Raw genomic sequence first — 22749 nt, forward strand, 5'->3', positions numbered from 1 at the left:
ATTCACTCCTGCGGCGGGAGCGGAGACAGGATGCGGACTGCCTCGCGCGCATCCGCCGCGCCGTCACGCAGCGCCGCCATCGAAGCAGCGTCCCGCTCCAGCAATGCCCATAGGATCGCGCCCGCCACCTGGGTGGCCGCTTCCAGCTGGCCCTCCGGCACGGCGTCGCGCCGGTCTCCGGCGGTCAGCAGCCGCGCGACGGGGCTTTCCGGTTCGTTGAACCCGGCAATGAGGCGTAGCGACGGGATGCCGAGCGCCGCGAAATTCGCGTGGTCGGAGTTCACCATCAGCTTCTCGTGGATGCCCACGGAGGACCCGATGGCCTGCCGCACCGCCTCCGACAGCGCGGGAAATCCCGAGGTCAGCGCGGTGAGGCGCGGGCTGCCCACCATCGTGTCGAGGTTGAGATTCGCCTTCATCGCCGCGGCCTTCTCTGCCGGCAGCGCGGCGAGCCAGGCGCGCGAACCGGAGAGCGACCACTCCTCGGCCCCGAAGACGCAGAGGGTCAGCCCATGCTCAAGCTCGGGCAGGAAGGGTTTCGCCGCACGGCCGAGCGCAAGCAGGGCGGCGACGCCCGATGCGTTGTCCATGGCGCTTTCCCCCGGCGCATGGCCGTCGAGATGCGCCGAGAGCACGACGCGCCCCGGCCCGCGCCCTGGCAGGTCCAGGATCAGGTGCCGCGCCGTCGCGACACCGTGCGTGCCGGACTGGAGGAAGCGCGCCCGCCCGGCGGCGAGCATGGCCTGCGCGCCCTCGATCCCCACGCCGAAGCCCGGCAGCGGGCAATCATTCGCGCCGCCCGTCACCGGGCCGATGCCGGGAAGCGGCTGCACCATGATGGCCGCCGCCGCCCCCGCCTCCTCGGCCGCGCGCAGCTTCACGCGGCGATGCACCGAGTCCGCGCTGAAGGGGAATTCATGCCGCAGGAGAACGGCGCGGCCGCGAGGCGCATCGCCCGCCCGGGCAAAATCCTCAGCCAGGCCGCGACCCAGATCGAGGATCTCCCATTCCCGCCACTCGCCACCCGTCCCGGCTGCTCCGTTGAGGGGCAGGCACGGGATCGCCTTGCCATCCGCCTCGATCCGGGCCTCGCCGGGGGTCCAGCCCACGTAGCGCGTCCGCGCCACCTCGGCCGGACCAATCTGGCCGAGGCGCTCCGCCACCAGGTCGAAGCTGCGCTCGCAGGACTCGCTGCCCTGGAGCCGCCCACCTGTGCCGCAGATCACGTCCCAGTCGGCCCGCAGCTCGGGATCGGCCCCGAGCCGGGCGAGGAAGAGGTCGTGGCTCATGGTGCGCGCACCCCGGCGGTACGGGCCACTTGCACCCAGTTGCGAAACTCCGCTTCCAGCAGTGCCGCGAGCGGAGCCGGACCGGTCGGGCGCCGCTCGACGCCGAGCGCGTCCAGCCGCTCCCGCACCGTCGCATCGGCGAGGCTCGTCTCCAGGGCGGCGGACATGCGGGCGAGGATGGGCGGTGCCATGCGCGACGGTGCGAGTACGCCCCACCAGTTGCTGCAGACCAGGTCCACTCTGTTCTCCCGGAAGCTCGGCACCTGCGGCAGGGTGGCGATGCGCTCCGGCGCCGCGACGGCGAGCGCCCGCACCGCACCGTCGCGCAACTGGCCAGAGGCGGAAAGCGTGGAGGAGAAGATCGCGTCGATCTGCCCCGCCGCGACATCCAGCAGGGCGGGGCCGGAGCCGCGATAGGGCACGACGGTGAAGCGCGCCCCTGTCAACTGCGCGAGCCATTCGGGCAGGAGGTGAGTGAGGCTGCCCACGCCCGAGGAACCGAAGGTGACGGAGTCCGGCCGTGCCAGCGCACCCGTGAGGAAGGAGGCAAAATCCGTGGCGGGATGCGCGGCGCGCACCATCAGCACCATGGTCACCGCGCCCAGCAGCCCGACCGGCACGAAATCCGCAGCCGCGTCGTAGGGAACGCGGGGCTGGACGGCCGGGATGATGGTGTGCGGGCTGTCGGCAACCAGGAAGCTGTGGCCGTCATCGGAGCGCGCGACGGATTCCGTGCCGATCACTGCGCCGCCGCCGGGCCGGTTCTCCACCACGACGGGCTGGCCCAGCGCGGCGGAAAGCGGGTTCTGCACCGTACGCGCGACGATGTCGGAAGGCCCGCCCGGCGCGTAGGGCACGACGAGGCGCACCGGCCGGGTCGGCCAGCTGGGCTGTGCCAGGGCGGGAGGCGACAGCGCCGCCGCGGAGGCTCCCGCCAGCAGGGCGCGGCGGGGGAAGGCGGGAACCTGTCGCATCGTCTTGATCTCCTTGCTGGCGCGTCAGTCGCGTCCCAGCACCTCGCGATTATGCTGGCCAAGGCGCGGAGCGGCACGGCGCGGCTTCGGGCGGCGGCGGTCGAAGGACATGGGCAGGCCAACCACCTTCGGCCCTTCCCCGGGCAGGGGCAGGATCAGGTCCATCGCCGCCATCTGCGCGGATTCCGACACCTCGCCGATATCGTTGACGGGGCTGCACGGCACGCCCTGCGCCTCCAGCGCCGCGATCCATTCGTCGCGCGGGCGCTTCGCGAACTCGGCCGCGATGAGCGGGATGAGTTCCGCCTTGTTGCGCACGCGGTCGGCGCCACGCAGGAAGCGCGGATCCTCCGCCCATTCCGGATGGCCCAGCACTGCGGCGGCACGTGCCCAGAGGCGGTTATTGCCTGCGGCCAGCACCAGCGGATGGTCCGACGTCTGGAACACCTGATACGGCACGATCACCGCCGCGCCCGTGCCGTGGCGCTTCTGCACCTGCCCGGTGGCGACATACTGGTTAATCTGCCCCTCGACCCAGAAGGCCGCGCTCTCGAAGAGTGAGGTGTCGAGGATGCAGCCCTGCCCCGTCACCTCGCGCTTCCGCAGCGCCGCCAGCGCGCCGATCACGGTGAAGAGGCCGGTCGCCTTGTCGTTGATCGAGGCGCCGGCGAAGTTCGGCGGGCCATCGGGCTGGCCCGTCACGCTCATCATTCCGCCGTAGGCCTGGAGCAACGGGTCGAAACCCGGGCGCATCTTCATCGGACCGCGATCGCCGAAGGCCCAGATGGAGCAGTAGATCAGGCGCGGGTGACAGGCGCGCATCGCATCCGGGCCGATCCCCATCTCCTCCACCACGCCGGGGCGCAGGTTCTGGATCAGGATGTCCGCCTCCTCGCAAAGCCGGTGCAGCGCCTCCAGATCCTCCGGCTTCTTCAGGTCGAGCGTGATGCCGCGCTTGGAGCGGTTCTGCCCATGGAAATACAGGCTCGTCTCGCCATCGGGGCCGAAGGGAGGCCCCCAGCTGCGCGCATCGTCGCCGCCATCGGGCCGCTCCACCTTGATTACATCAGCGCCCAGATCGGCCATGATGGCACCCGCCAGCGGCGCGGCCAAAGCCTGGCCCACCTCAATCACGCGCACGCCTTCGAGCGGCAATTCCATCCGCGCATCTCCCGGTCTCTCCCGGCAGGATAGGCCCGGCGGGTGCGCATGCGAAGGCTTGCACCGGAAAGTTGGGGCTCCTACGATTTCGCGAGGGCCAAAATTGCCCCTGTGAGGAAGGCAGTCCGTGTCTGAGTTTCACGCGGGAGCAGGCCATGAGCCGCCGCTTGACCGGCCCGAGGGAGTCCGGCTTGGCGCACTGGATGAACAAGTCGGCTTCACCCTGCGCCTCGCGCAGGAAGCCTCCTTCGCCGCCTTCGCGCGCCGCACGGGCGAGGCGTCGTTGCGCCCGGGCCGCTTCGCCATCCTGGTGTTGATCGACGCCAATCCTGGCATCTCGCAGACAGAGCTCAGCGCGGCTGCGGGACGCGACAAATCCACCCTCACCCCTGCCCTTGCGGATCTGGAGGGGCGCGGCCTCGTCGAGAGGCGTCGCGTGCCGAAGGATCGGCGCTCCTACGCCCTCACCCTGACCGATGCGGGGCGCAAGGTGCTGCGGACCTTGTCGGAACACGCGGCGGCGCATGACCGACAGCTCGACGCGCTGGTCGGCGAGGAGAACAAGGCGGCCTTCCTCGCCACGCTGCGTCGCATCATTGCCGGATTGTCCTGAGCATGGCCAAGCCTTCTCCACAAACCCGGACCATGGTGCGCGACGCGGTGTTGGATCTGCTGCGCGATTGCGGGATGACGACGGTGTTCGGCAATCCCGGCTCCACAGAACTCGGCTTCCTGGATCGCTGGCCATCGGATTTCCGCTACGTGCTGGGCCTACAGGAAGCTTGCGTGGTCGGGATGGCGGATGGGCATGCGCGCGCCACAGGCAATGCCGCCTTCGTGAACCTGCATTCCGCGGCGGGGGTCGGCCACGCGCTCGGCAACATCTTCACTGCTTTCCGCAACCAGGCGCCGCTCGTCATCACGGCCGGGCAGCAGGCGCGCTCGCTCCTGCCCAATTTCCCTTTCCTGGGCGCCAGCGAGGCCGCCAGCTTCCCGCGCCCCTACGTTAAGTTCAGCGTCGAGCCCGCTCGGGCGGAGGATGTGCCCGCCGCCATCGCCCAAGCCTATCACGTCGCGATGCAGAAGCCCTGGGGGCCGTGCTTCGTCTCCATCCCCGCCGATGACTGGACGGCACCGTGCCATCCGGTGCGCGCGCGCCGCGTCGCGGGCGATGTCGCGCCCGACCCTGCATTGCTGGAGGAGGCAGCGCGCGCCATTGCGGCTGCGCGTCGTCCGGTGATCGTGGTGGGGCCCGAGGTGGATGCGGAAGGAGCGGGTGCGGCCATGGTCGCCCTGGCCGAGCGCATCGGTGCGCCGGTTCTCACCAGCCCCTTCTCCTCTCGCCTGTCCTTCCCGGAGGACCATCCACTCTTCGCCGGCTTCCTTGCCGCCGCGCCGCAGGCCGTGTCGGAAGCGCTGATGAAGCATGACCTCGTGCTGGTCATCGGCGCGCCGGTCTTCACCTTCCACGTGAAGGGCGAGGCGGAGATCTTCCGCTCGGACATCCCGATCTTCCACCTGACGACGGATGGCGCCTCCGCCGCTTCGGCACCCTGGGGCACCAGCATCCTCGGCAGCCTGCGCCTCGCCCTGCCGGAATTGGTGGCGCTGCTGCCGGAGGGACGGCGCGATCTGCCCGCGCCGAGGCCTCGCCCTGCCCTACCCTCCGCCTCGCATCCCATCCCGGCCGCCTTCTTGCTGCACCGCCTGCGCGAAGCGATGTCTGACGACGCCATCCTGGTGGAGGAAGCGCCGTCACACCGCCCGGCCATCCAGGCGCAGATGCCCATCCGGCGCTGGGGCAGCTTCTTCACCATGGCGAGCGGCGGGCTCGGCTACTCGCTGCCCGGCGCGGTGGGCGTTGCCCTGGCGCGGCCGGGGCAGCGCGTGGTCTGCCTGATCGGCGACGGCTCCATGATGTATTCGCCCCAGGCGCTCTGGACCGCCGTGCAGCACCGCCTGCCGCTGGCCGTCGTGGTCATCAACAACGAGGGCTATGGCGCCATGCGCTCCTTCGGACAGGTGCTGCAGGTGCGCGACGTGCCGGGCATCGACCTGCCGGGCCTCGACTTCGCCAGCCTGGCGCGCGCCATGGGCTGCCCCGGCCGCCGCGTCACGCGTGCTGAGGAACTGGACGACGCGCTGGCCGAGGCGCTGGCGGCGGATGGGCCGATGCTGGTCGAGGTGGTCGTGGATGCCGCCGTGCCTACTCTCTACCACAAGGCCTAGCGCCGACCCCGCGGCGCAGCGCGCCTATCGGGGCGCGGCGACAGGGTGAGAAGGGACAGGAGGAACGACCATGACGAAGCAGCACAGGGTTTCCCGCCGCCGCCTCATGGGCGCCGTGCCTTGTGTGGCGCTGGCCGCGCCCGCTCTCGCGCAGCAGGCCTGGCCCGCGCGCCCGGTGCGCGTCGTCGTCCCCTTCCCGCCTGGCGGGCTGGTGGATGTGCTGGCGCGCTCGGTTTCCCAGCGGCTTTCGGCCCAGCTGGGGCAGCCCGTGGTGGTGGAGAACCGCGCCGGGGCGGGCGGCAATGTCGGGGCCGACGCCGTGGCCAAGGCGGAGCCCGATGGGCACACGCTGCTGGCCAGCTCACTTGGGCCGTTGGCGGTGAACCAGTTCATCTACCGCACCATGCCCTTCGACGCGCAGGCCGCCTTCATGCCCATCACCCTGTTGGCCACGACGCCCAAGGTGATGTGTGTCGCCAATGCAAGGCCATGGCGGAGCGTGGGCGAGGTGGTGGCAGCGGCGAGGGCCGCGCCGGGGCGGCTGACGGGCGGCTCCGCCGGGCCGGGCACCAGCCTCCATCTTGCGCTCGAATTGTTCAACCAGCGCGCGGGCACCAACATCAGCCATGTGCCCTATCGCGGCGCCGCGCCCGCGGTGACGGATCTCGTGGCCGGGCAGATCGACCTTGTCATCGACAACGTGCCCAACATCCTGGGGCAGATCCGCGGCAACGGGGTGCGCGCCTTGGCGGTGGCGACGGAGCAGCGCCTTCCGCAGCTTCCAGACGTGCCCACCATGAAGGAGGCCGGACTGAATTTCGTCTTCGGCACCTCCTTCGGCATGGTGGCCCCGGCCGGCACGCCGCCCGCTATCGTCAACCGCCTGGCCGAATTGATCGGCGCGGCGCTGCGCGACCCGGAGATCGGCGGGCGCCTAGCCGAGCAGGGCTCGATCCTCGGCGGGAGCGGTCCGGCCGAGTTCGCCGCGCTGATCGAGCGCGAGCGCCGGACGCTGGAGCCGGTGATCCGCGCAGCGGGCATCCGCGCCGAGTAGCCTTTCCCTCCCCCTTGTGTCAGGACCGCGCTGCGGGTGATGTGCCCTCCAGAGAGCGATACGGCGGGCACGATGGGGTGGGTAACAGGCAGGGCGGAGGGGTCCGGCACGGCGCCGGGCGGCCGCAGCCTTCGCAGCATCCTCGTCGCCCTCGTTCTGGCCCTGGTCCTACCCTCCATCGTGGCAGGCGCCGTCACCTCCTGGCGTCTCGCCGCCGATGCGCGGCGGGTCACGGAGGCGCGGCTGCAGGACACCGCCCGCGCCCTGGCCCTGTTCATCGAGAGCGAGGTGGATACGAACGTCGCCGTCGCACGCACGATTGCCTCCTCGCCCTTCCTCGCCCCCGAGGCCGGGCTTCCGGCGCTCGAGGCCTGGGTACGGGCCCTCGCCCCCACCATTGCGAGCTGGGTCGTGGTGCATGACGCCACGCCCGGCTTCCCGCAGATCCTCAACACGGCGCTTCCGCCAAATGCGCCCCTGCCGCCCCCGGTCGCACCCGGCCAGGGCGCCTTCGCCGTGCTCCAGCGCGCGATGGAAACGCGCGACGTCGCGGTGTCCGGCTTCCTTATCGGCCGCGGATCGGGCCGGCCCGCCGTGGTGATCGCCGCGCCGGTGCTTGGCCCGGACGGCACCGTGCTGCGCCTCGTGGTCATCGCCCTGGACCCGGCACAGGTCGCGGAGAAGCTGCGCGCCCGCTCGCCCGAGGGCGCCTTCGTGTCGGTCAGCGACGCGGAAGGGCGGATCATCGCCCGCTCGCAGAATCAGGACCGGCTGGCGGGGGTGGTGCCGCCCAGCCGCTCCGTTTCCGACGCGGAGCGGGCGCGGCGGGTGTTTCGCGCCGTCGCCGTGGAAGGATACCCGGCCCTGTTCTCGGCGCAGCCGATCCGCAACGCGGCCGGCTGGGCGCTCGTGGTCGGGATGCCGGAGCAGGGCATCGTCCAGCGACTCCTGTCGCCGCTCCTGGCGCAGATGGCCTTCGGCCTCGGCATCCTCCTCGTCGGGACAGCCGCGGCCCTGCTTCTGGCGCGTCGCATACTCAGGCCTATCGCGTCGCTGGTTGCGCAGGCACGGGCCGTGACCGAGGGGAGCCCTCCCGCCGCCACCGCTCCTGGACCCACCGGCATCTTCGAATTCGACGCGCTGCGCCACGGCTTCCAGGAGGCGCAATCGGCCATGGAGGCGCGCGGCGCCGCGCTGGCGGAAAGCGAGAACCGCCTCCGCCTCTTCGTCGAGCGCGCGCCGGCTGCCATCGCGATGTTTGACAGAGACATGCGATACCTCGCCGTGAGCCGCCGCTTCCTCGCGGATCTCAGGCTGGATGATCCAGGTACGGAAAGCCTGATCGGCCGCAGTCACTACGAGGTCTTTCCCAACACCCCGGAACAGTGGCGGGACGCGCATCGCCGCGCCCTCCTCGGGGAGACGCTCGCGGCCGACGAGGACCCGCTCACCCTCGCCGACGGCCGCACCGACTGGTTCCGCTGGGAGCTGGTGCCCTGGCGCCGCGAGGACGGCACGATCGGCGGCGTCATGCTCTCCTCCGAGGTGGTGACGGAGCGCATGGAGGCGCGCCTGCGCCTCGCGGCCAGCGAGGCGCGGTTCCGCGCCATGGCGGACAGCGCCCCCGCGCTGATCTGGACCACGGACGAGAACGGCCGCTGCACCTATATCAGCCGCCAGTGGCGCCTCTTCACGGGACAGGCGGAGAATGACGCGCTGGGCCTCGGCTGGCTCGACGCCGTGCATCCAGAGGATCGCGAGCGCACCCGCGCCGTGTTCCTCGAGGCCAGCGCCAGAGCCACGTCCTATCGCGTCGAGATGCGCCTCTGGAACGCAGCGCGCCAGGAATGGGCCTGGGTGATCGACGCGGCGAGCCCCTGGCTCGGGCCGGATGGACGCTTCCTCGGCTATGTCGGCGCCGCCATCGACATTTCCGAGCGCCGCCAGGCAGAGGCGCGTCTGGCAGCCAGTGAGGCGCGGTTCCGCGTCGCGGTACGCGCGGTCAGCGGCATCCTGTGGACCAACAACGCGCGCGGCGAGATGGAGGGCGAGCAGGAAGGCTGGGCCGCTCTCACCGGCCAGAGCTTCGAGGAATACCAGGGCACCGGCTGGGCGAAGGCGGTGCATCCCGACGACGTCGCCCCGAGCATCGCCGCCTGGAGCGCGGCGGTGACCAAGGGCGACGTGTTCCAGTTCGAGCATCGCGTCCGCCGGCATGACGGGGAGTGGCGCCGCTTCGCCATTCGCGCCCTGCCCGTCCGCTCGCCCGAGGGCGAGGTGATCGAGTGGGTCGGCGTCCACACCGACGTGACCGACCAGCGCGAGGCGGAGGCGGTGCTGGCGCGCGGCAAGGCCGAGCTGGAGCGCCTCGTGGAGGAACGCACGCGCGACCTGCGCGAGACCGAGGCGCGGCTCGCCCAGGCGCTGCGGGTCGAGGCGCTGGGCCGCCTCGCCGGTGGCATCGCGCACGACATCAACAACGTGCTGCAGGCGGTGCAGGGCGCGGCGGGGCTGATGGAGCGCCGGCCGGGCGACGAGGCCGCCACGCGCCGCCTCGCCCGCATGACCGCCGAGGCGGCGGAGCGCGGCGCCTCCATCACGCGGCGCCTCCTCGCCTTCTCGCGGCTGGGCGACCTGCGCGCCGACGCGGTGCCGCCCGCCGACCTGCTGGCCGATATGGGCCATCTTCTCGGCCACACGCTGGGCGATGCCATCGCCGTGCGGATCGAGGCGCCGGAAGCGCTGCCACCCCTGCTGGCCGACCGGCGCCAGCTGGAAACAGTGCTGATCAACTTCGCCACCAATGCCCGCGACGCGATGCCGGAGGGCGGCACGCTCACTCTCTCGGCGCGCGCGGTGGAGGCGCCCGGGCCGGACGCGCCGCCCGGCCTCGCCGCAGGGCGCTACGTGCAGCTTTCCACCAGCGATGACGGGCCGGGCATGACGCCGGACATCCTGGCGCGCGTCACCGAGCCCTTCTTCACCACCAAGCCACAGGGCCAGGGCACCGGGCTCGGCCTCGCCATGGCCAAGGGCTTCGCGGAGCAATCTGGCGGCGCCCTCACGATCGAGAGCACGCCGGGGCGCGGGACGGTGGCGAGCCTGTTCCTGCCCGTCGCCTCGGCCTCGCCGCTTGCCGCAGGCCCCGAGGAGACGCCGCGCGCCGCCTCGCGCGGGCGCATCCTGCTGGTGGATGACGATCCCATCGTGCGCGAGGTGACCGCGGAGCAGCTTTGCGAGGACGGCTACGAGGTGGTGTCCGCGAGCTCCGGCGCGACAGCGCTGGAGATGCTGGAGGAAGCTTCGCCCGACCTCCTGCTGACCGACCTTTCCATGCCCGAGATGGACGGCGCGACGCTGATCCGCGAGGCGCAGGCGCGGCGCCCGGGCCTGCCCGCCCTCCTGCTCACCGGCTTCGCCGACCGCGCCGCGGACCTCGCGGAGGGCGGGGAGCGGGGCTTCGCGCTGCTTCGCAAGCCGGCGACGGCACAGGAACTCGCCACCTCCATCGCGCTGCTGCTGGAGCGGCGCGCGGCCTGAGGGCGCTCAGTCCCGAAAGCCCAGCTCCTGCAGCGCGGCGATGCTTTCCCTTGCCGAGCGGTGGTGAATGAAGGTGCCGCCCTTGCGCTCCCACCCCTCGCGGGCCGAGGCGCGGTCATCCACCAGCACGTGGCCGCGCCCGGACCAGCGCGGCTTGTCGCGGCTCATGCAGGTGATGATCGGGACATGCGCGCCCAGCATCCGCGCCACCCAGCGGCGCTTCTGTTCCGGTGCCCAGCTTCCGAGCGGCAGCCCGGTGAGGATGGTGGGCTTGTGCGGTGCGCAGAAGCGCCACAGCACCTCGGCATCCTCCATGAACTCAAGCGTGTCAAAGAAGGCAGGGGCGCGGGACAGCGCCGCCCACATGGTCTTCAGCGGCAATTCCTCCGGGCGCCGCCCCGTCACGGCGAGCACGCCACGATCGAAATCCGCCAGCACGCCATCCAGGTCGAGGAATAGTGCCACCATGGCTCAGACCGTCCCGCCGGGCCAGCATGGCAGCGAGCGCTCCGGCAGCGGGCGCGGATGCGGCACCTGCATCCATTGCTCCAGCGTCGGGTCGGGCCAGGGCGCGATGTAGTGCGACCAGTCCGTGGTGTCGCGGAACACGGATTGCCGGGCCGCCTCCAGCACAGTGCAGCGTTCGCTCGCCTCCCAGGGTTCGTGTGCGACCAGCAGGCTTGCCTCCATCACCGAGCCGGCGAAGGCGATCGCCGCCACGCCGCGCAGGAAGAGCCGCCAGCCCCCAGGTGGCGCCAGCAACAGGGCCGCGCCCCCCGCCACGGCGAGGATGGCGAGTGCCGCCTGCGACCCGCGCGACGCAGCCTCGTTCCCCGGCCCGAAAACATAGAGCGGCACGATGCAGAGCAACGCCGTCGCCCCCAGGAGGATGCGCCCGCGCAGCAGCGCCCAGGCGGGAATGGCCCAGGGCAGCACCTCGATCGCCAGGAAGATGGGCCAGCGATACCAGCCATCCTCGCGCATCGCGAAGAGGAAGCCTTGCGGCACCCGCCCGGCCCCGGCGACGAGGTAGAGGCCAAGCGGCACGAAGAACGCCACGGCCAGCCAGTTCGCGGGCGAGAGCAGCGCCTTCCGCCACCATCCGGCCAGGAGCACGGTGGGAATGGCCAGCGCCGCGGCGCCCGCCGTCGCCACGGGGCTCCAGAAGGCGGCAGCGGCGAGCAAAGGGCCGATCGCAACGGCGAAGCCCTTTGTCCGGCCATGGCGCAGCAGCATCAAGGCGCAAAGCCAGGCCGGCAGGGTGTGGTTGGGCGCCCAGAGCATGGAGGTCACGTGGCCCGGATACTGGAAGGCTCGGTTCCACCACTCGCCGCCGCGTCCCCAGGCCGCGAAGGGCCCCGTGCCGAAGCGCCAGTCGAGGACGACGTTCGGCAGGAAATCCAGACCGCCGAAGAAGACGAAGACCAGCCCCAGCATCACTGCCGACACGCTCAGGCGCCAGGCGAGGCAGGTGAGCATCATCAGCAGCAGCCCGAGCGCCGCCCCAGTCCAGAGCCAGAGCGCCACCTGCGCCCCCTCGAACCCCACGAGGCGACCGATCGCGGCAGCGGGAAGGAAGTAGCCGAGCGGCGCGCGCAGCAGCCAGATCACCTCCTCGTCATAGGCCACCGGCCAAGGATAGACGGCGAGGTCGCGCAGCACCGCGTCGCGCACCTGCCAGTCGGCCGTCGCGTAGAGCCAATGCGCAGGTCCTGCCATTCCGGCCCAGGCCAGGCCGGCGACGAGGCACAGCAGGGTGGTGCGCCGCCCCAACGGCCAGGCCGCTTTCCATCCGGGAACGAAGGCCAGGGCCGCTACCCCTGCCCCGCCCGCCAGCAGCGTGACCCAGAGCTGCGCCCAGCCACCCAGGAATTGCAGCCCCGGCAGGAGCAGAAAGGCCAGGGTGATCAGGAAGAGCCGGTCCGGCGCCTCCAGTCCCAGGGATTGACCGAGGCGTGCCGGCGCGGGGGCTGTCATGGCTCGTTTCGCGGCAAGCGCACCATGCCTGGGAGCGTCTTCATGTTCAGCCCCGGCCCACGCGCTCTGCACCCGCCATGAAGCGCCGGAGCACTTCCGGCACCTGGATCGAGCCATCGGCCTGCTGGTGCGTCTCCATCACTGCGATCAGGGCGCGCCCCACTGCCACGCCCGAGCCATTGAGGGTGTGGAGGAAGAGGTTCTCCTTGCCGCGCCGGAACCGCGCCTTCATGCGTCGCGCCTGGAAATCCCGCGTGTTGGAGCAGGAGGAAATCTCGCGCCACGCCTTCTGGCCGGGCAGCCAGACCTCGAGGTCATAGGTGCGGGCGGCGCCGAAGCCGGTGTCGCCGGCGCAGAGGAAGACGCGCCGCCAGGCGAGGTCGAGTTCGGTCAGCACCCGCTCGGCACAGCGCGTCATGCGCTCATGCTCGGCGTCCGACTGCTCGGGCGTGCAGATGCTCACCATCTCCACCTTGGAGAACTGGTGCTGACGCAGCATGCCGCGCGTGTCGCGCCCCGCCGCCCCGGCCTCGGAGCGGAAGCAGGAGGTGAGCGCGGTGTAGCGCAGGGGCTGTTCCGGCTCGGGGATGATCTGCTCGCGGACCAGGTTGGTCAGCGGCACTTCCGCGGTGGGGATCAGGTAGTGCTCGCCCGTCGTGCGGAACAGATCCTCCTCGAACTTGGGAAGCTGGTTGGTGCCGAACAGGGCGGGCGCCTTCACCAACACGGGCGGTGACACCTCCTCGTAGCCATGCTCCGTGACGTGGAGGTCGAGCATCCACTGGCCCAGCGCCCGCTCCAGCCGCGCCAGCGCCCCCTTCAGCACCACGAAGCGGGAGCCGGACAGGCGGGCGGCGGCCTCGAAATCCATCAGCCCCAGCGCCTCGCCCAGTTCCCAATGCTCCTTGGCGTTGGGGATGTCCTTGGGCTCGCCGTGCTGATGCAGGACGACATTGGCGGATTCGTCGCGCCCTTCCGGCACCTCGGGGTCAAGGAGATTCGGCAGGGCAGCGAGGGCTTCGTCCAGCGCTGCCTCCTCCGCCGCCGCGCCGGCGGCGGAGAGGGAGGCGACCTCGGCCTTCAGCCGCTCCGCCTCTTCCTTGGCGCCGCGCTTCATGGCGGCGCCGATCTCTCGCGACAGGGCATTGCGCCGCGCCTGCGCGCCCTCGGCAGCAGTGATGGCGGCGCGCCGCGCCTCGTCCAGAGCAAGGAGGCTCGCGGCCTGGGACGGCAGGCCGCGCCGCGCCATGGCTGCGTCGAAGGCCTCGGGGTTGGAGCGGATGGCGCGGATATCATGCATGGCTGCCCCTTACGGCAGCTTGGCGCGCCCGTCCACGAACCGCCTTACGTGGCGAGGTCGGGGTCGGGCTTCGGCGCCATCCAGCTCGCCGCCAGGATGCTGATCTCGTAGAGAAGGATCAGCGGCAGGGCGAGGCCAACCTGGGAAATGACGTCGGGCGGGGTGATGACCGCCGCCAGCACGAACATGCCCACGATGGCGTAGCGACGGCCTTTCCGCAGGCTGTTCACGTTCAGGATGCCCACCTTGCACAGGAGCGTCAGCAGAACCGGCATCTGGAAGGCGATGCCGAAGGCCAGGATCATGTGCATGACCAGCGACAGGTACTCGCTGACCTTCGCCTCCAGCTGGATGGGGATGGAGGTCTCCCCGGCCGGCGTCTCGAAGGAGATGAAGAAGTGCCAGGCCAGCGGGAAGATGAAGTAGTAGGCCAGCGCCGCGCCGAGCACGAACAGGAAGGGCGAGGCGATGAGGAAGGGCAGGATGGCCCGCTTCTCGCTGCGGTAGAGCCCAGGCGCGACGAAGAGCCAGAGCTGCGTCGCCCAGATGGGGAAGGAGAAGAAGACTGCGCCGAAGAAGGCCACCTTCAGGTACGTGAAGAAGGCCTCGTAAAGCGCGGTGAAGATCATGCGCCGGTCGCCGCCGCCCTGCTCCTGCAGGATGTTTGCGAGCGGTGCCGCCAGGAAACCGTAGATCTGCGTCGAGAAATAGTAGCAGATCGCGAAGGCCACGATGAACGCGCCGATGGACCAGAGGAGGCGCTGGCGCAGCTCCATCAGGTGGTCGATCAACGGCATCGGCTTGTCGTCGATCGGATCCTCGTCCTGGGCGGTATTGCTCGACATGGGTGGCCTTTTCCCTCAGCCCTGGCGCGGCGTGGTGCCGGACAGGGCGGGGGGCATCTCGGGTTCGGGAGCCACGGGCGTCACGCCGGGCGGCGGTGCCGGGGTGGCAGGCGGAACGAAGGAGGGAGCGGCCACCGTGGCAGGCTTCGGCTCCTCCACCGGCTTGGGCGGCGCCATGGTCTGAGGCGGGATCATTGCCGGGGCATCGGCCACCTCGCGCGCCGTGGGGGGCGGGGTCCAGACCGGGGCGGTGCTGGTGTCGAGCGGGTTCTCGCTGAAGGTCTTGGTCAGCGTGCCGTCGCCGTCCACATGCTTGGTGATCTGGCCCTTCAGGTCGAAGGAGCGGATCTCGTTGATCGTGCCCTTCACCTCGGCGATCTGATTGCGGACATCCTCCAGATTCGCCTCGCGCACCAGCTCATCGGCCTGCTGCTGGAAGGAGGCAATCTGGCGCTTGGCCTTCTTGATGAGGTCGGCGACGCCGCGCACCGCGCCCGGCAGGTCCTTCGGGCCGATGACGACCACGGCCACCACGGCGATCAGCGCAATCTCTGACCAGGCTAGGTCGAGCATTCCATCCCCAATGCGGAAGAAACAGTGTTCTAACAGCCGGGCGCCTGCCCGCCAATGCAACCTCTATTTAAGGGCTTGGTCGCGCCTTTGCATCGGGGGGAAGGCGAAGGCCCGCGCCGGGTCGAAGGTGACCGCGACCGCCTCGCCCCGCGCCAGGAGGGCGCCCGAAGGCATGCGGGCATGGAGGTGCAGCGCGCCCCCCTCCCCGTCCGGAACCGCCATGTGCACCAGCGTGGTCGAGCCGAGGAGGCGACAGGCCTGCACCTCGGCCGGGGTCGCGCCCTCCGTTCCGGAGGGAAGGACGCGCAACCCCTCGGGACGCAGCAGCACCTCGCAGGGGCTTCCTTCATCCAGGCCGCGCCCTGGTGCCGGGCCAATCACGGTCCAGGCCAGCCCGTCGCGGATCCGTGCGGGCAGGCGGTTCACCTCGCCCAGGAAGGTTGCGACGAAGGGATCGGCAGGGGCGAGGTACAGCTCCTCCGGCGTGCCGAGCTGAACGACGCGGCCCATCCGCATCAGCGCGATGCGGTCGGCCATGAACATGGCCTCCTCCGCGTCATGCGTAACGATCAGGGCGGGGATGCCGGCCTGCTGGAGAACATGCAGCGTGTCGTCGCGCACCTGCTCGCGCAGGCGGGAATCCAGGCTGGCGAAGGCCTCGTCCAGCAGCAGGACGGAAGGCCGCGGCGCAAGGGCACGGGCCAGGGCGACACGCTGTTGCTGCCCACCGGACAATTGGTGCGGCCAGGATTCGGCATAGGCCTCGAGCCCGACACGGGCCAGCGCCTCCGCCACGCGCCAGCCGCGGTCGCCGCGCGGCACGCGCTTCAGCCCGAAGGCCACGTTCTCCCCCACCGTCAGGTGCGGGAAGAGTGCGTAGTCCTGGAAGACGAGGCCCACATTGCGGCCCTCGGGCGGGACGGCGCGGCCCGGCTCGGCCAGGCGGCGCCCGTCCAGCTCGATCCTTCCGTGCTGAAGGCTTTCCAGCCCGGCGACAAGGCGCAGCAGCGTGGTCTTTCCGTCGCCGGAAGGGCCGAGCAGGCAAAGGATCTCGCCCTTCGCCACCTCCAGGGTGACGCCGCGCAACACCTCCCGCTCGCCGAAGGCGTGGCGGATGTCGTGAAGGCGAAGGCTCATGCCGCCTCGGGCGAAGTCTCAGCCGCCGGCAGTGCCGAAAGCTCCAGCACCGCGAGGTCCTGGCTCACCAGCTCTTCCTTGCGCGGCAGCTCGCCCAGCGATTTCAGCCCGAACTGGTCGAGAAAGCGCGGCGTGGTGCCCCAGAGCGTCGGCCGACCCGGCGTTTCCTTGCGGCCACGCGGCGCGACCAGCCCGGCTTCCAGCAATGCATCGAGCGTGGTCTGGGCCAGCGCCGCGCCGCGGATCTCCTCGATCTCGGCGCGCGTCACCGGCTGGTGATAGGCGATGATGGCCAGCGCCTCCATCGCCGCGCGCGGCAGGCGGCGCGGCACCTCGACCACGCGCGTGATGGCGGGGGCGAGGTCGAGCGCCGTGCGGAAGGCGAAGCCGCCCGCCACCTCGACCAGCTCCACCGCCGCGCCAGCGGTGCGGGCGGCGAGCGCGGTCAGCACCGCCTGCGCGTCCACCCCGGGCGGCAGGGCCAGTTGGACACGCGCGGCGGGAACTGGCTTGTCGGAGGCGAAGATCAGCGCCTCCGCGATCCGCATGGCGTGAAGGAAATCAGGGTCCTGCATGGGCGGACGCTCCGGCACGGAGGCGAATGGGGGCGAAGGGCGCGTCCTGCTCGATCTCGAGCCCGCCGCCGCGCGCCGCCTCCAGCGCCGCGACGAGGGTGGAGGCCAGCGCCGCCTTGCGATCGAGCGGCGTCGCCAAGCCTTCGGGCAGGAAGGCGGACAGGGTGGACCAGCCGGGCCCGGCCTCGCCGATCAGGGAGCGGAGGCGGGACAGCGCCTCGCCGACGCTCCACAGCTTGCGGGGCTTGGGGGTGAAGGGACGCGTGGCGGCGCCGCGCCGCCGCGCCGCGACATAGGCGCGCAGCAAGCCGTTCAGATCGAGGGCGAGACCGGAACGGTCCTCGACGCGCAGGGATTCCGGGGCGCCGCGCGCGAAGGTCTCGCGCCCCAGCTGGGCGCGCCCCGCGAGCCAGCGCGCCGCCTCACGCATCCGCGCCAACTCTTCCAGCCGGTCCGTGAGGCGCTGCGCGGCCAGGAGCGGGTCTTCCTCCTCCGGCCCTCGCTCCTCTTCAGGAAGCAGGAGGCGCGACTTGAGCCAGGCGAGCCAAGCGGCCATGACCAGCCATTCCGCCTGCAGCTCCAGCCGCACGCGGCGTGCGCCTTCCACCACCGCCAGGAACTGGTCCACCAGCGACAGGATGGAGATGCGGCGGAGATCGAGCTTCTGCGCCCTTGCGAGGTCCAGGAGCGCGTCGAGCGGCCCCTCGTAGCTTTCCAGCCGGACGAGGAGGCTTTCGCTCACGACACCCCTGCGGCGCGCAGCACGAAGTCGAAGGCCGGGCGCACCAGCTCGCGCACGAACCAATCCATGGGTTGGAACCAGGGCAGCGCCATCGGCAGGAGGAACAGCACGCCGATCACGATGAACAGCCCGTGCCGCTCCAGCCGCGCCACAGCGAGGGCGGGGCGCATGGGTAGCAGACCGACCAGGATGCGCCCGCCATCGAGGGGCGGGATGGGAAACAGGTTGAACAGCCCCAGCACGAGGTTCGCCAGGATGGACAGGCCGAGGAAGCGGAACAGCCACTCGCTGTCCGCGAAGCCCGCGACATGCACCAGCAGGGCTGAGATGAAGGCGAGCAGGAAATTGGTCGCCGGCCCGGCCGCCGCCACCCACATCATTCCGGTCTTGGGGTCGCGCAGCTTGCGGATGTCCACCGGCACGGGCTTGGCCCAGCCGAACATCATCTCCACCCGTCCCACCGTCAGGAGCTGCGAGATGAGCAGGAAGCCCGGCAGCAGCACCGTCCCAATCGGGTCCACGTGGCGCAGCGGGTTGAGCGAGACGCGCCCTAACCGCGCCGCTGTGTCGTCGCCCAGGCCGAGCGCTGCATAGCCATGCGCTGCCTCGTGCAGGGTGATGGCGATCACAGTGGCCAGCACGGCGGCCAGCAGCTCGGGAAACACGGCAGGATCCATCAGGCGGCCAGCTTCGCGTCCCGGGCGGCGCGGCGCGAAGCCTCCAGCCGCCTTTCAGCCGCTGCGCTCAGGGGAAGGCTGCCATCCAGCACCGCAGCGCTTTCCTCCAGCACGCCCGAGCAATGCAGCGCCACGTCGCACCCCGCCGCCAGCGATGCCGCCGCCAGCTCCTCCAGGTCGCCGCGCAGCGCCTTCATGGCGAGATCGTCGGAGATAAGGAGACCGCCAAAGCCGATCGCGCCGCGGATGTGCCGGGCGATGACATCGGGTGACAGCGTGGCGGGCCGCGCCGGGTCCAGCGCGGGGTAGAGGATATGGGCCGTCATCGCCCACAGATCATCGGCTGCGAGGGCCCGGAACGGCTCCGCGTCGGTGGAAACGTCGCCCTCCACCACCGGCAGCGCCTCGTGGCTGTCCAGCGTGGCGCGGCCATGGCCGGGAATGTGCTTGATGACCGGCTGGGCGCCAGCCTCGCGCAGCCCCGCGATGGTGGCGGCGCCGAGCCGCGCGACCTCCTTCGGATCGGCTGAGAAGGCGCGGTCGCCGATGACGGCATGCGCCCCCGGCAGGCGGAGATCCAGCAGCGGCGCGCAGACCACGTCCATCCCCTCCGCCACGCAGACCGCGCCGAGCGCGGCGGCGTTGCGCCGCGCCGCCTCGGCCGGGCCGTTCTCAAAGGTGGCGGGCGGCGGAAACTCGGGCCAGTGGGGTTGGCGCAGCCGCGCCACCCTTCCACCCTCTTGGTCCACCAGGATCGGCGCCTCGGCGCCCAGCTCCTCGCGAATGGCGGAGGTCAGGGCGCGAAGCTGGGCCGGTTCCCTGACATTGCGGGCGAAAAGGATCCCGCCCAGCGGCCGCCGCTCACGCAGCAGCACCGCCTCCTCACGCGTTAGGATCGGCCCGGACAGGCCGATGATGGCGGACAGCGTCACCCGGCGGCCGCCACGTTGCAGGCGATGTTGCGGGCACGCAGCGAGTCGCAGAAGGAACGGGCGGCCGAGGCGTCCGGGAAGCCCCCTGTCCGCACCCGATAGATCGGCGGCTGTCCGCTGCCGGTATCGACGCGCAGAATGACGGGGCTGCGGCCCTGCAATTCCGGCGCGCGACGCACGAGGCGGTCCCACTCGGCCTTGGCCCCTTCCTCCGACCGCGTAGCGGCGACCTGCACCATCACGCGCCCGGTCGCGGCGGGCGCCGCGGCCCGGTCCGGCGCCGGGACAGATGCGACGACGGGCGTGACGGCGCTGGGCTGCGCGGAGGCTACCGCCGGAGCGGGCGCCGCTGCGGGGCGCGGGTCCTGCTGGGCGCGCAGCACCTCGAAGCGCGGCGCCTCCGGCCCCGGGGCCAGGCGCGCCGAAGCCGCGTTCTCGCCCTGGCGCGCGGAATGACGCTCGAAGATGCGTTCGCCCTGGTTCGGGACGACGATGCCGCCGGGGCTGTCGGGGCGCACCTTGAAGGGGCGGCCATCCGGCTCGATCACCGGGACGCCGCGCGGCCCCCATTGCCCGACCAGCCAGATGATCAGCGCGGCCAGCGCAACCGAGGCACACAGCCCCCCGCCGATCATCCACAGCCGGGACGGAATACCCAGGCCGGATCTGGTCCTCTCCGGCGGGCGCACCCGCCAGGAAGGAAGCATCGCATCACTCATGTCCGCAGGCCCCCTAACGCATTTCCTCCACCGGCGTGACCCCCATCACGCCGAGGCCGGAACGGATGACGACCGCCATGGCAGAAACCAGCGCCAGCCGCGCCTTCGTGGCCTCGGGCGCGGCTTCCTGGATGAAACGCAGGGCGGTGTCGTCCTTCCCCTTGTTCCATAATAGGTGAAAATCCCCCGCGAGGTCATTCAAAAAGAACGCGATTCGGTGCGGTTCCCGCGCCGCCGCCGCGCCCTCGACCACCCGGGGCCAGGAGGCCATGCGCCGGATCAGCGCCAGCTCCGCCGGATCGGAGAGATGCGACAGGTCTGCCCCCTCCAGTTCGGAGGCCGCCGGGTCGCCCGCCGCGCGCAGCACCGAGCGGGCGCGGGCATGGGCGTACTGTACATAGAAGACCGGATTGTCGCGCGATTGCTGCACGACGAGGTCCAGGTCGAACTCCATCTGCGCGTCGCTCTTGCGCGTCAGCATGGTGAAGCGGACCGCGTCCTTGCCCACCTCATCGATCAGGTCCGCCAGCGTGACGTAGGAGCCGGCGCGCTTGCTCATCCGCACCGGCTGCCCGTCCTTCACCACGTGAACGATCTGCGCCAGCACCACCTCCAGCGGAACCTTGCGCTCCGACAGGGCGGCGACGGCGGCCTGCATCCGGCGGACATAGCCGCCATGGTCGGCGCCCCAGACATGGAGAAGCTGGGTGAAGCCGCGCTCCAGCTTGTGCAGGTGGTTGGCGATGTCGTTGGCGAAGTAGGTGCCGCTGCCGTCGGATTTCCGCAGCGGACGGTCCACCTCGTCGCCGAAATCCGTGGCGCGGAACAGCGTCTGCTCGCGCGGCTCCCAGTCCTCGGGCGTCTTGCCCTTTGGCGGCTCCAGCACGCCGCGATAGATCAGGTTCTGCGCGGAAAGCCGGGCCTCCGCCTCCTCCAGCTTGCCCGCCTCGATCAGCGAAGCCTCGCTGACGAAGACGTCGTGCCGCACACCGAGCGCCGCGAGGTCGGAGCGGATCTCCTCCATCATCCGCTCCACCGCGAAGCGGCGGATCAGCAGGAGGTTCGTCTCGTTCGGCTCCAGCAACGCGGTGCCGTGGGAAGCGGCCAGGGCCTGCCCGACCGGGAGGAGGTAATGCCCGCCATACTGAAGCTGGATGCCGAAGCGCGCCTCGACCGCTGCCTTGCGCGCGGCCTCGTCGGCGCCTTCCTCCCACAACCCGTGGACGTCGCGCGGCAGCGCCTCCAGGTAGCGCCAGAAGGCCGCCCATGCGAGGGCCTGTACCTGCGCGCCCGCGTCGTTGATGTAGTATTCCTTGGTGACGTCGTAGCCGGCCTTGCTCAGCAGACCGGCAAGCGCGTCACCGACCACCGCGCCCCGGCAATGGCCGACATGCATCGGTCCGGTCGGGTTTGCGGAGACATATTCCAGGTTCACCCGCCCCGGCTTGGCAGCGCCTTCGCCGAAGGCCTCGCCCCGGCGCAGCACCAGCGGGATCACGGCGCGGAGGAAGTTCTCCTCCAGCCGGATGTTCACGAAGCCGGGGCCAGCGGGGATGGCTTCCGCGACCTCGGGCAGCGCGGCCAGGGCTTCGGCCAGTTGTGCCGCCAGCTTGGGCGGCGGCATCTTCGCCGCCTTGCCCACCACCAGCGCCGCATTGGTCGCCATGTCGCCGTGGGAGGCCTCGCGCGGGGGCTCGACCACCACCTTGCTGAAGGCGTCGGCGGGCAGGTCGGGCAGGATTCGGCCCAGCGCGGCAACGATGAGGCCGCGGAGATGGGCGAAGATGTCGTCGGTCATGGCTGGCGCGTCTTGGGCCGGGCGCGCCCCTTCGGCAAGAGGGCCTGCCCTACCCCACCGTGTGCGGGTCGGTGAGACGCCGGTACTCTTCCAGCGCGAAGCGGTCGGTCATGCCGGCGATGTAGTCGCACACCACCTGGGCGCATTCGGGCGTCCCGGCTCGCCCGGCCCAGCCGCGCCAGGGGTCGGGCAGCATCTGCGGTCCGCCATGGAGAAGCTGGAACAGCACCTGCAAGGCACGCTTCGACTTCTGCGTCGCGCGGTTGACGCGGAAATGCCGGTACATGCGCTCGAACAGGAACTCGCGGATCTCCCCATTCCGCCTCGCCATCGCCTCGCTGAAGGCGACGACCGGCGTCTCGGCGGCGCGGATGTCGTCCGCGTCGCGCGGGTTCAGCGCGGCGATGCGGCGCGTCGCCTCGGAGGCCACATCGGCGATCATGGCAGCGATCACCCGCCTGACCATCTCCGGCGCGGCGCGGTCGCTCGGCAGGGTAGGATGGGCGAGGCGCGCGGCGCGCAGCGCCTCCCCGGCTAGGGGAAGCTCCTCCACATCCTCCAAGGTGAGGATGCCGGCGCGCAGCCCATCCTCTAGGTCATGGTTGTTGTAGGCGATGTCGTCGGACAGCGCGGCGACCTGCGCCTCCGCGCTCGCATGGGTGCCGAGGTTGAGCGGGTGCAGCGCATCGTAGTCCCGGATGAAGCCGGTCGGACGCCGCACTGGACCGTTGTGCTTGGCTAAGCCTTCCAGCGTCTCCCAGCACAAATTGAGCCCGTCGAACCCGGCATAGCGCCGCTCCAGCCGCGTCACGTGCTTCAGGGACTGGGCATTGTGGTCGAAGCCACCATGCGGGCGCATGCAGGCATTCAGGGCTTCCTCCCCCGCATGGCCGAAGGGCGGGTGGCCGAGGTCGTGCGCCAGGGCCAGCGCCTCGGCCAGATCCTCGTCGAGGGAAAGCATCCGCGCCAGTGACCGGGCGATCTGCGCCACCTCAATGGAATGGGTCAGGCGGGTGCGGAAATGATCGCCTTCGTGAAAGACGAAGACCTGCGTCTTGTATTGCAGCCGCCGGAAGGCGCGGGAATGGATAATGCGGTCGCGGTCGCGCTGCCAGGGGGTACGCGCAGGATCCTCGGCCTCGGGATGGAGGCGACCGCGAGTCGCCCGCACCGCATGGGCGGCCTTCGGGCGCGGCGTGTGGAAATCATCAGGCATCGCCCCTAGAT

The 22749-nt window shown here is 71.0% G+C and carries 20 protein-coding genes; 4 read left to right on the forward strand and 16 right to left on the reverse strand.

Annotated elements, in window-relative coordinates:
* Positions 1–2: 2 nt before the first annotated feature.
* Genes JTJ31_RS09990 through JTJ31_RS10000 form a run of 3 tightly spaced genes read right to left on the reverse strand, consistent with a single transcriptional unit; the run spans position 3 to position 3424 of the window.
* Positions 3–1289 carry a M28 family metallopeptidase gene (locus tag JTJ31_RS09990; protein ID WP_207538498.1) on the reverse strand — a complete coding sequence of 429 codons (1287 nt, stop codon included), beginning with the start codon at positions 1287–1289 and terminating at the stop codon, positions 3–5.
* Positions 1286–2263: a Bug family tripartite tricarboxylate transporter substrate binding protein gene (locus JTJ31_RS09995; protein WP_207538499.1), complete on the reverse strand. Its 978-nt coding sequence runs from the start codon at positions 2261–2263 to the stop codon at positions 1286–1288. Before JTJ31_RS09995 ends, JTJ31_RS09990 begins: the two co-directional genes overlap by 4 nt.
* Positions 2264–2287: 24 nt before the next feature.
* A complete protein-coding gene (locus JTJ31_RS10000; protein ID WP_207538500.1) occupies positions 2288–3424 on the reverse strand; it encodes a CaiB/BaiF CoA transferase family protein in 1137 nt (378 codons plus the stop codon).
* A gap of 127 nt (positions 3425–3551) precedes the next feature.
* Between JTJ31_RS10000 and JTJ31_RS10005 the strand changes: the two genes are divergently transcribed.
* From JTJ31_RS10005 to JTJ31_RS10020, 4 genes are all read left to right on the forward strand, one after another.
* Complete coding sequence (locus JTJ31_RS10005; protein WP_207538501.1) at positions 3552–4037, forward strand: MarR family winged helix-turn-helix transcriptional regulator; 486 nt, start codon at positions 3552–3554, stop codon at positions 4035–4037.
* 2 nt (positions 4038–4039) lie between these two features.
* On the forward strand, positions 4040–5653 hold the full coding sequence (gene mdlC, locus JTJ31_RS10010) for a benzoylformate decarboxylase (RefSeq protein ID WP_236020048.1): 1614 nt from the start codon (positions 4040–4042) through the stop codon (positions 5651–5653).
* A gap of 70 nt (positions 5654–5723) precedes the next feature.
* Positions 5724–6707, forward strand: coding sequence for a Bug family tripartite tricarboxylate transporter substrate binding protein (locus JTJ31_RS10015; protein WP_207538502.1), 984 nt, complete (start codon positions 5724–5726; stop codon positions 6705–6707).
* 72 nt (positions 6708–6779) lie between these two features.
* Positions 6780–10247, forward strand: a complete 3468-nt coding sequence (locus JTJ31_RS10020; RefSeq protein ID WP_207538503.1) for a PAS domain S-box protein — start codon at positions 6780–6782, stop codon at positions 10245–10247.
* Positions 10248–10253: 6 nt separating this feature from the next.
* Here the strand turns inward: JTJ31_RS10020 and JTJ31_RS10025 are convergent, their stop codons facing one another.
* From JTJ31_RS10025 to JTJ31_RS10085, 13 genes are all read right to left on the reverse strand, one after another.
* Positions 10254–10715: an HAD family hydrolase gene (locus tag JTJ31_RS10025; RefSeq protein WP_207538504.1), complete on the reverse strand. Its 462-nt coding sequence runs from the start codon at positions 10713–10715 to the stop codon at positions 10254–10256.
* Positions 10716–10718: 3 nt separating this feature from the next.
* Positions 10719–12224: a hypothetical protein gene (locus JTJ31_RS10030; protein WP_207538505.1), complete on the reverse strand. Its 1506-nt coding sequence runs from the start codon at positions 12222–12224 to the stop codon at positions 10719–10721.
* A 46-nt stretch (positions 12225–12270) separates the two neighbouring features.
* Positions 12271–13524: a serine--tRNA ligase gene (serS, locus tag JTJ31_RS10035; protein WP_207538506.1), complete on the reverse strand. Its 1254-nt coding sequence runs from the start codon at positions 13522–13524 to the stop codon at positions 12271–12273.
* Between the two features lie 44 nt (positions 13525–13568).
* Positions 13569–14369: a twin-arginine translocase subunit TatC gene (tatC, locus tag JTJ31_RS10040; RefSeq protein ID WP_207538507.1), complete on the reverse strand. Its 801-nt coding sequence runs from the start codon at positions 14367–14369 to the stop codon at positions 13569–13571.
* Between the two features lie 15 nt (positions 14370–14384).
* Complete coding sequence (gene tatB / locus JTJ31_RS10045; protein ID WP_207538508.1) at positions 14385–14942, reverse strand: Sec-independent protein translocase protein TatB; 558 nt, start codon at positions 14940–14942, stop codon at positions 14385–14387.
* 63 nt (positions 14943–15005) lie between these two features.
* Positions 15006–16079, reverse strand: coding sequence for an ABC transporter ATP-binding protein (locus tag JTJ31_RS10050; RefSeq protein WP_207538509.1), 1074 nt, complete (start codon positions 16077–16079; stop codon positions 15006–15008).
* The gene (gene scpB / locus JTJ31_RS10055) at positions 16076–16654 is read right to left on the reverse strand and encodes an SMC-Scp complex subunit ScpB (RefSeq protein ID WP_207538510.1); all 579 of its coding nucleotides are present in this window, start codon (positions 16652–16654) and stop codon (positions 16076–16078) included. The genes JTJ31_RS10050 and scpB overlap by 4 nt, the downstream gene beginning before the upstream one ends.
* Positions 16641–17396, reverse strand: coding sequence for a segregation and condensation protein A (locus JTJ31_RS10060; RefSeq protein WP_207538511.1), 756 nt, complete (start codon positions 17394–17396; stop codon positions 16641–16643). The genes scpB and JTJ31_RS10060 overlap by 14 nt, the downstream gene beginning before the upstream one ends.
* Positions 17393–18073: a site-2 protease family protein gene (locus JTJ31_RS10065; protein ID WP_207538512.1), complete on the reverse strand. Its 681-nt coding sequence runs from the start codon at positions 18071–18073 to the stop codon at positions 17393–17395. The genes JTJ31_RS10060 and JTJ31_RS10065 overlap by 4 nt, the downstream gene beginning before the upstream one ends.
* Complete coding sequence (gene nagZ / locus JTJ31_RS10070; protein ID WP_207538513.1) at positions 18073–19005, reverse strand: beta-N-acetylhexosaminidase; 933 nt, start codon at positions 19003–19005, stop codon at positions 18073–18075. The genes JTJ31_RS10065 and nagZ overlap by 1 nt, the downstream gene beginning before the upstream one ends.
* Complete coding sequence (locus tag JTJ31_RS10075; RefSeq protein WP_207538514.1) at positions 19002–19724, reverse strand: SPOR domain-containing protein; 723 nt, start codon at positions 19722–19724, stop codon at positions 19002–19004. Before JTJ31_RS10075 ends, nagZ begins: the two co-directional genes overlap by 4 nt.
* Positions 19725–19737: 13 nt before the next feature.
* Entirely contained in the window at positions 19738–21522 is a 1785-nt protein-coding gene (gene argS / locus JTJ31_RS10080; RefSeq protein WP_207538515.1) for an arginine--tRNA ligase, read from the reverse strand.
* 49 nt (positions 21523–21571) lie between these two features.
* Positions 21572–22738, reverse strand: a complete 1167-nt coding sequence (locus JTJ31_RS10085) for a deoxyguanosinetriphosphate triphosphohydrolase (RefSeq protein ID WP_207538516.1) — start codon at positions 22736–22738, stop codon at positions 21572–21574.
* Positions 22739–22749 lie beyond the last annotated feature (11 nt).

Source organism: Sabulicella rubraurantiaca, assembly GCF_017355885.1.
Taxonomy (GTDB): Bacteria; Pseudomonadota; Alphaproteobacteria; order Acetobacterales; family Acetobacteraceae; genus Roseococcus; species Roseococcus rubraurantiacus.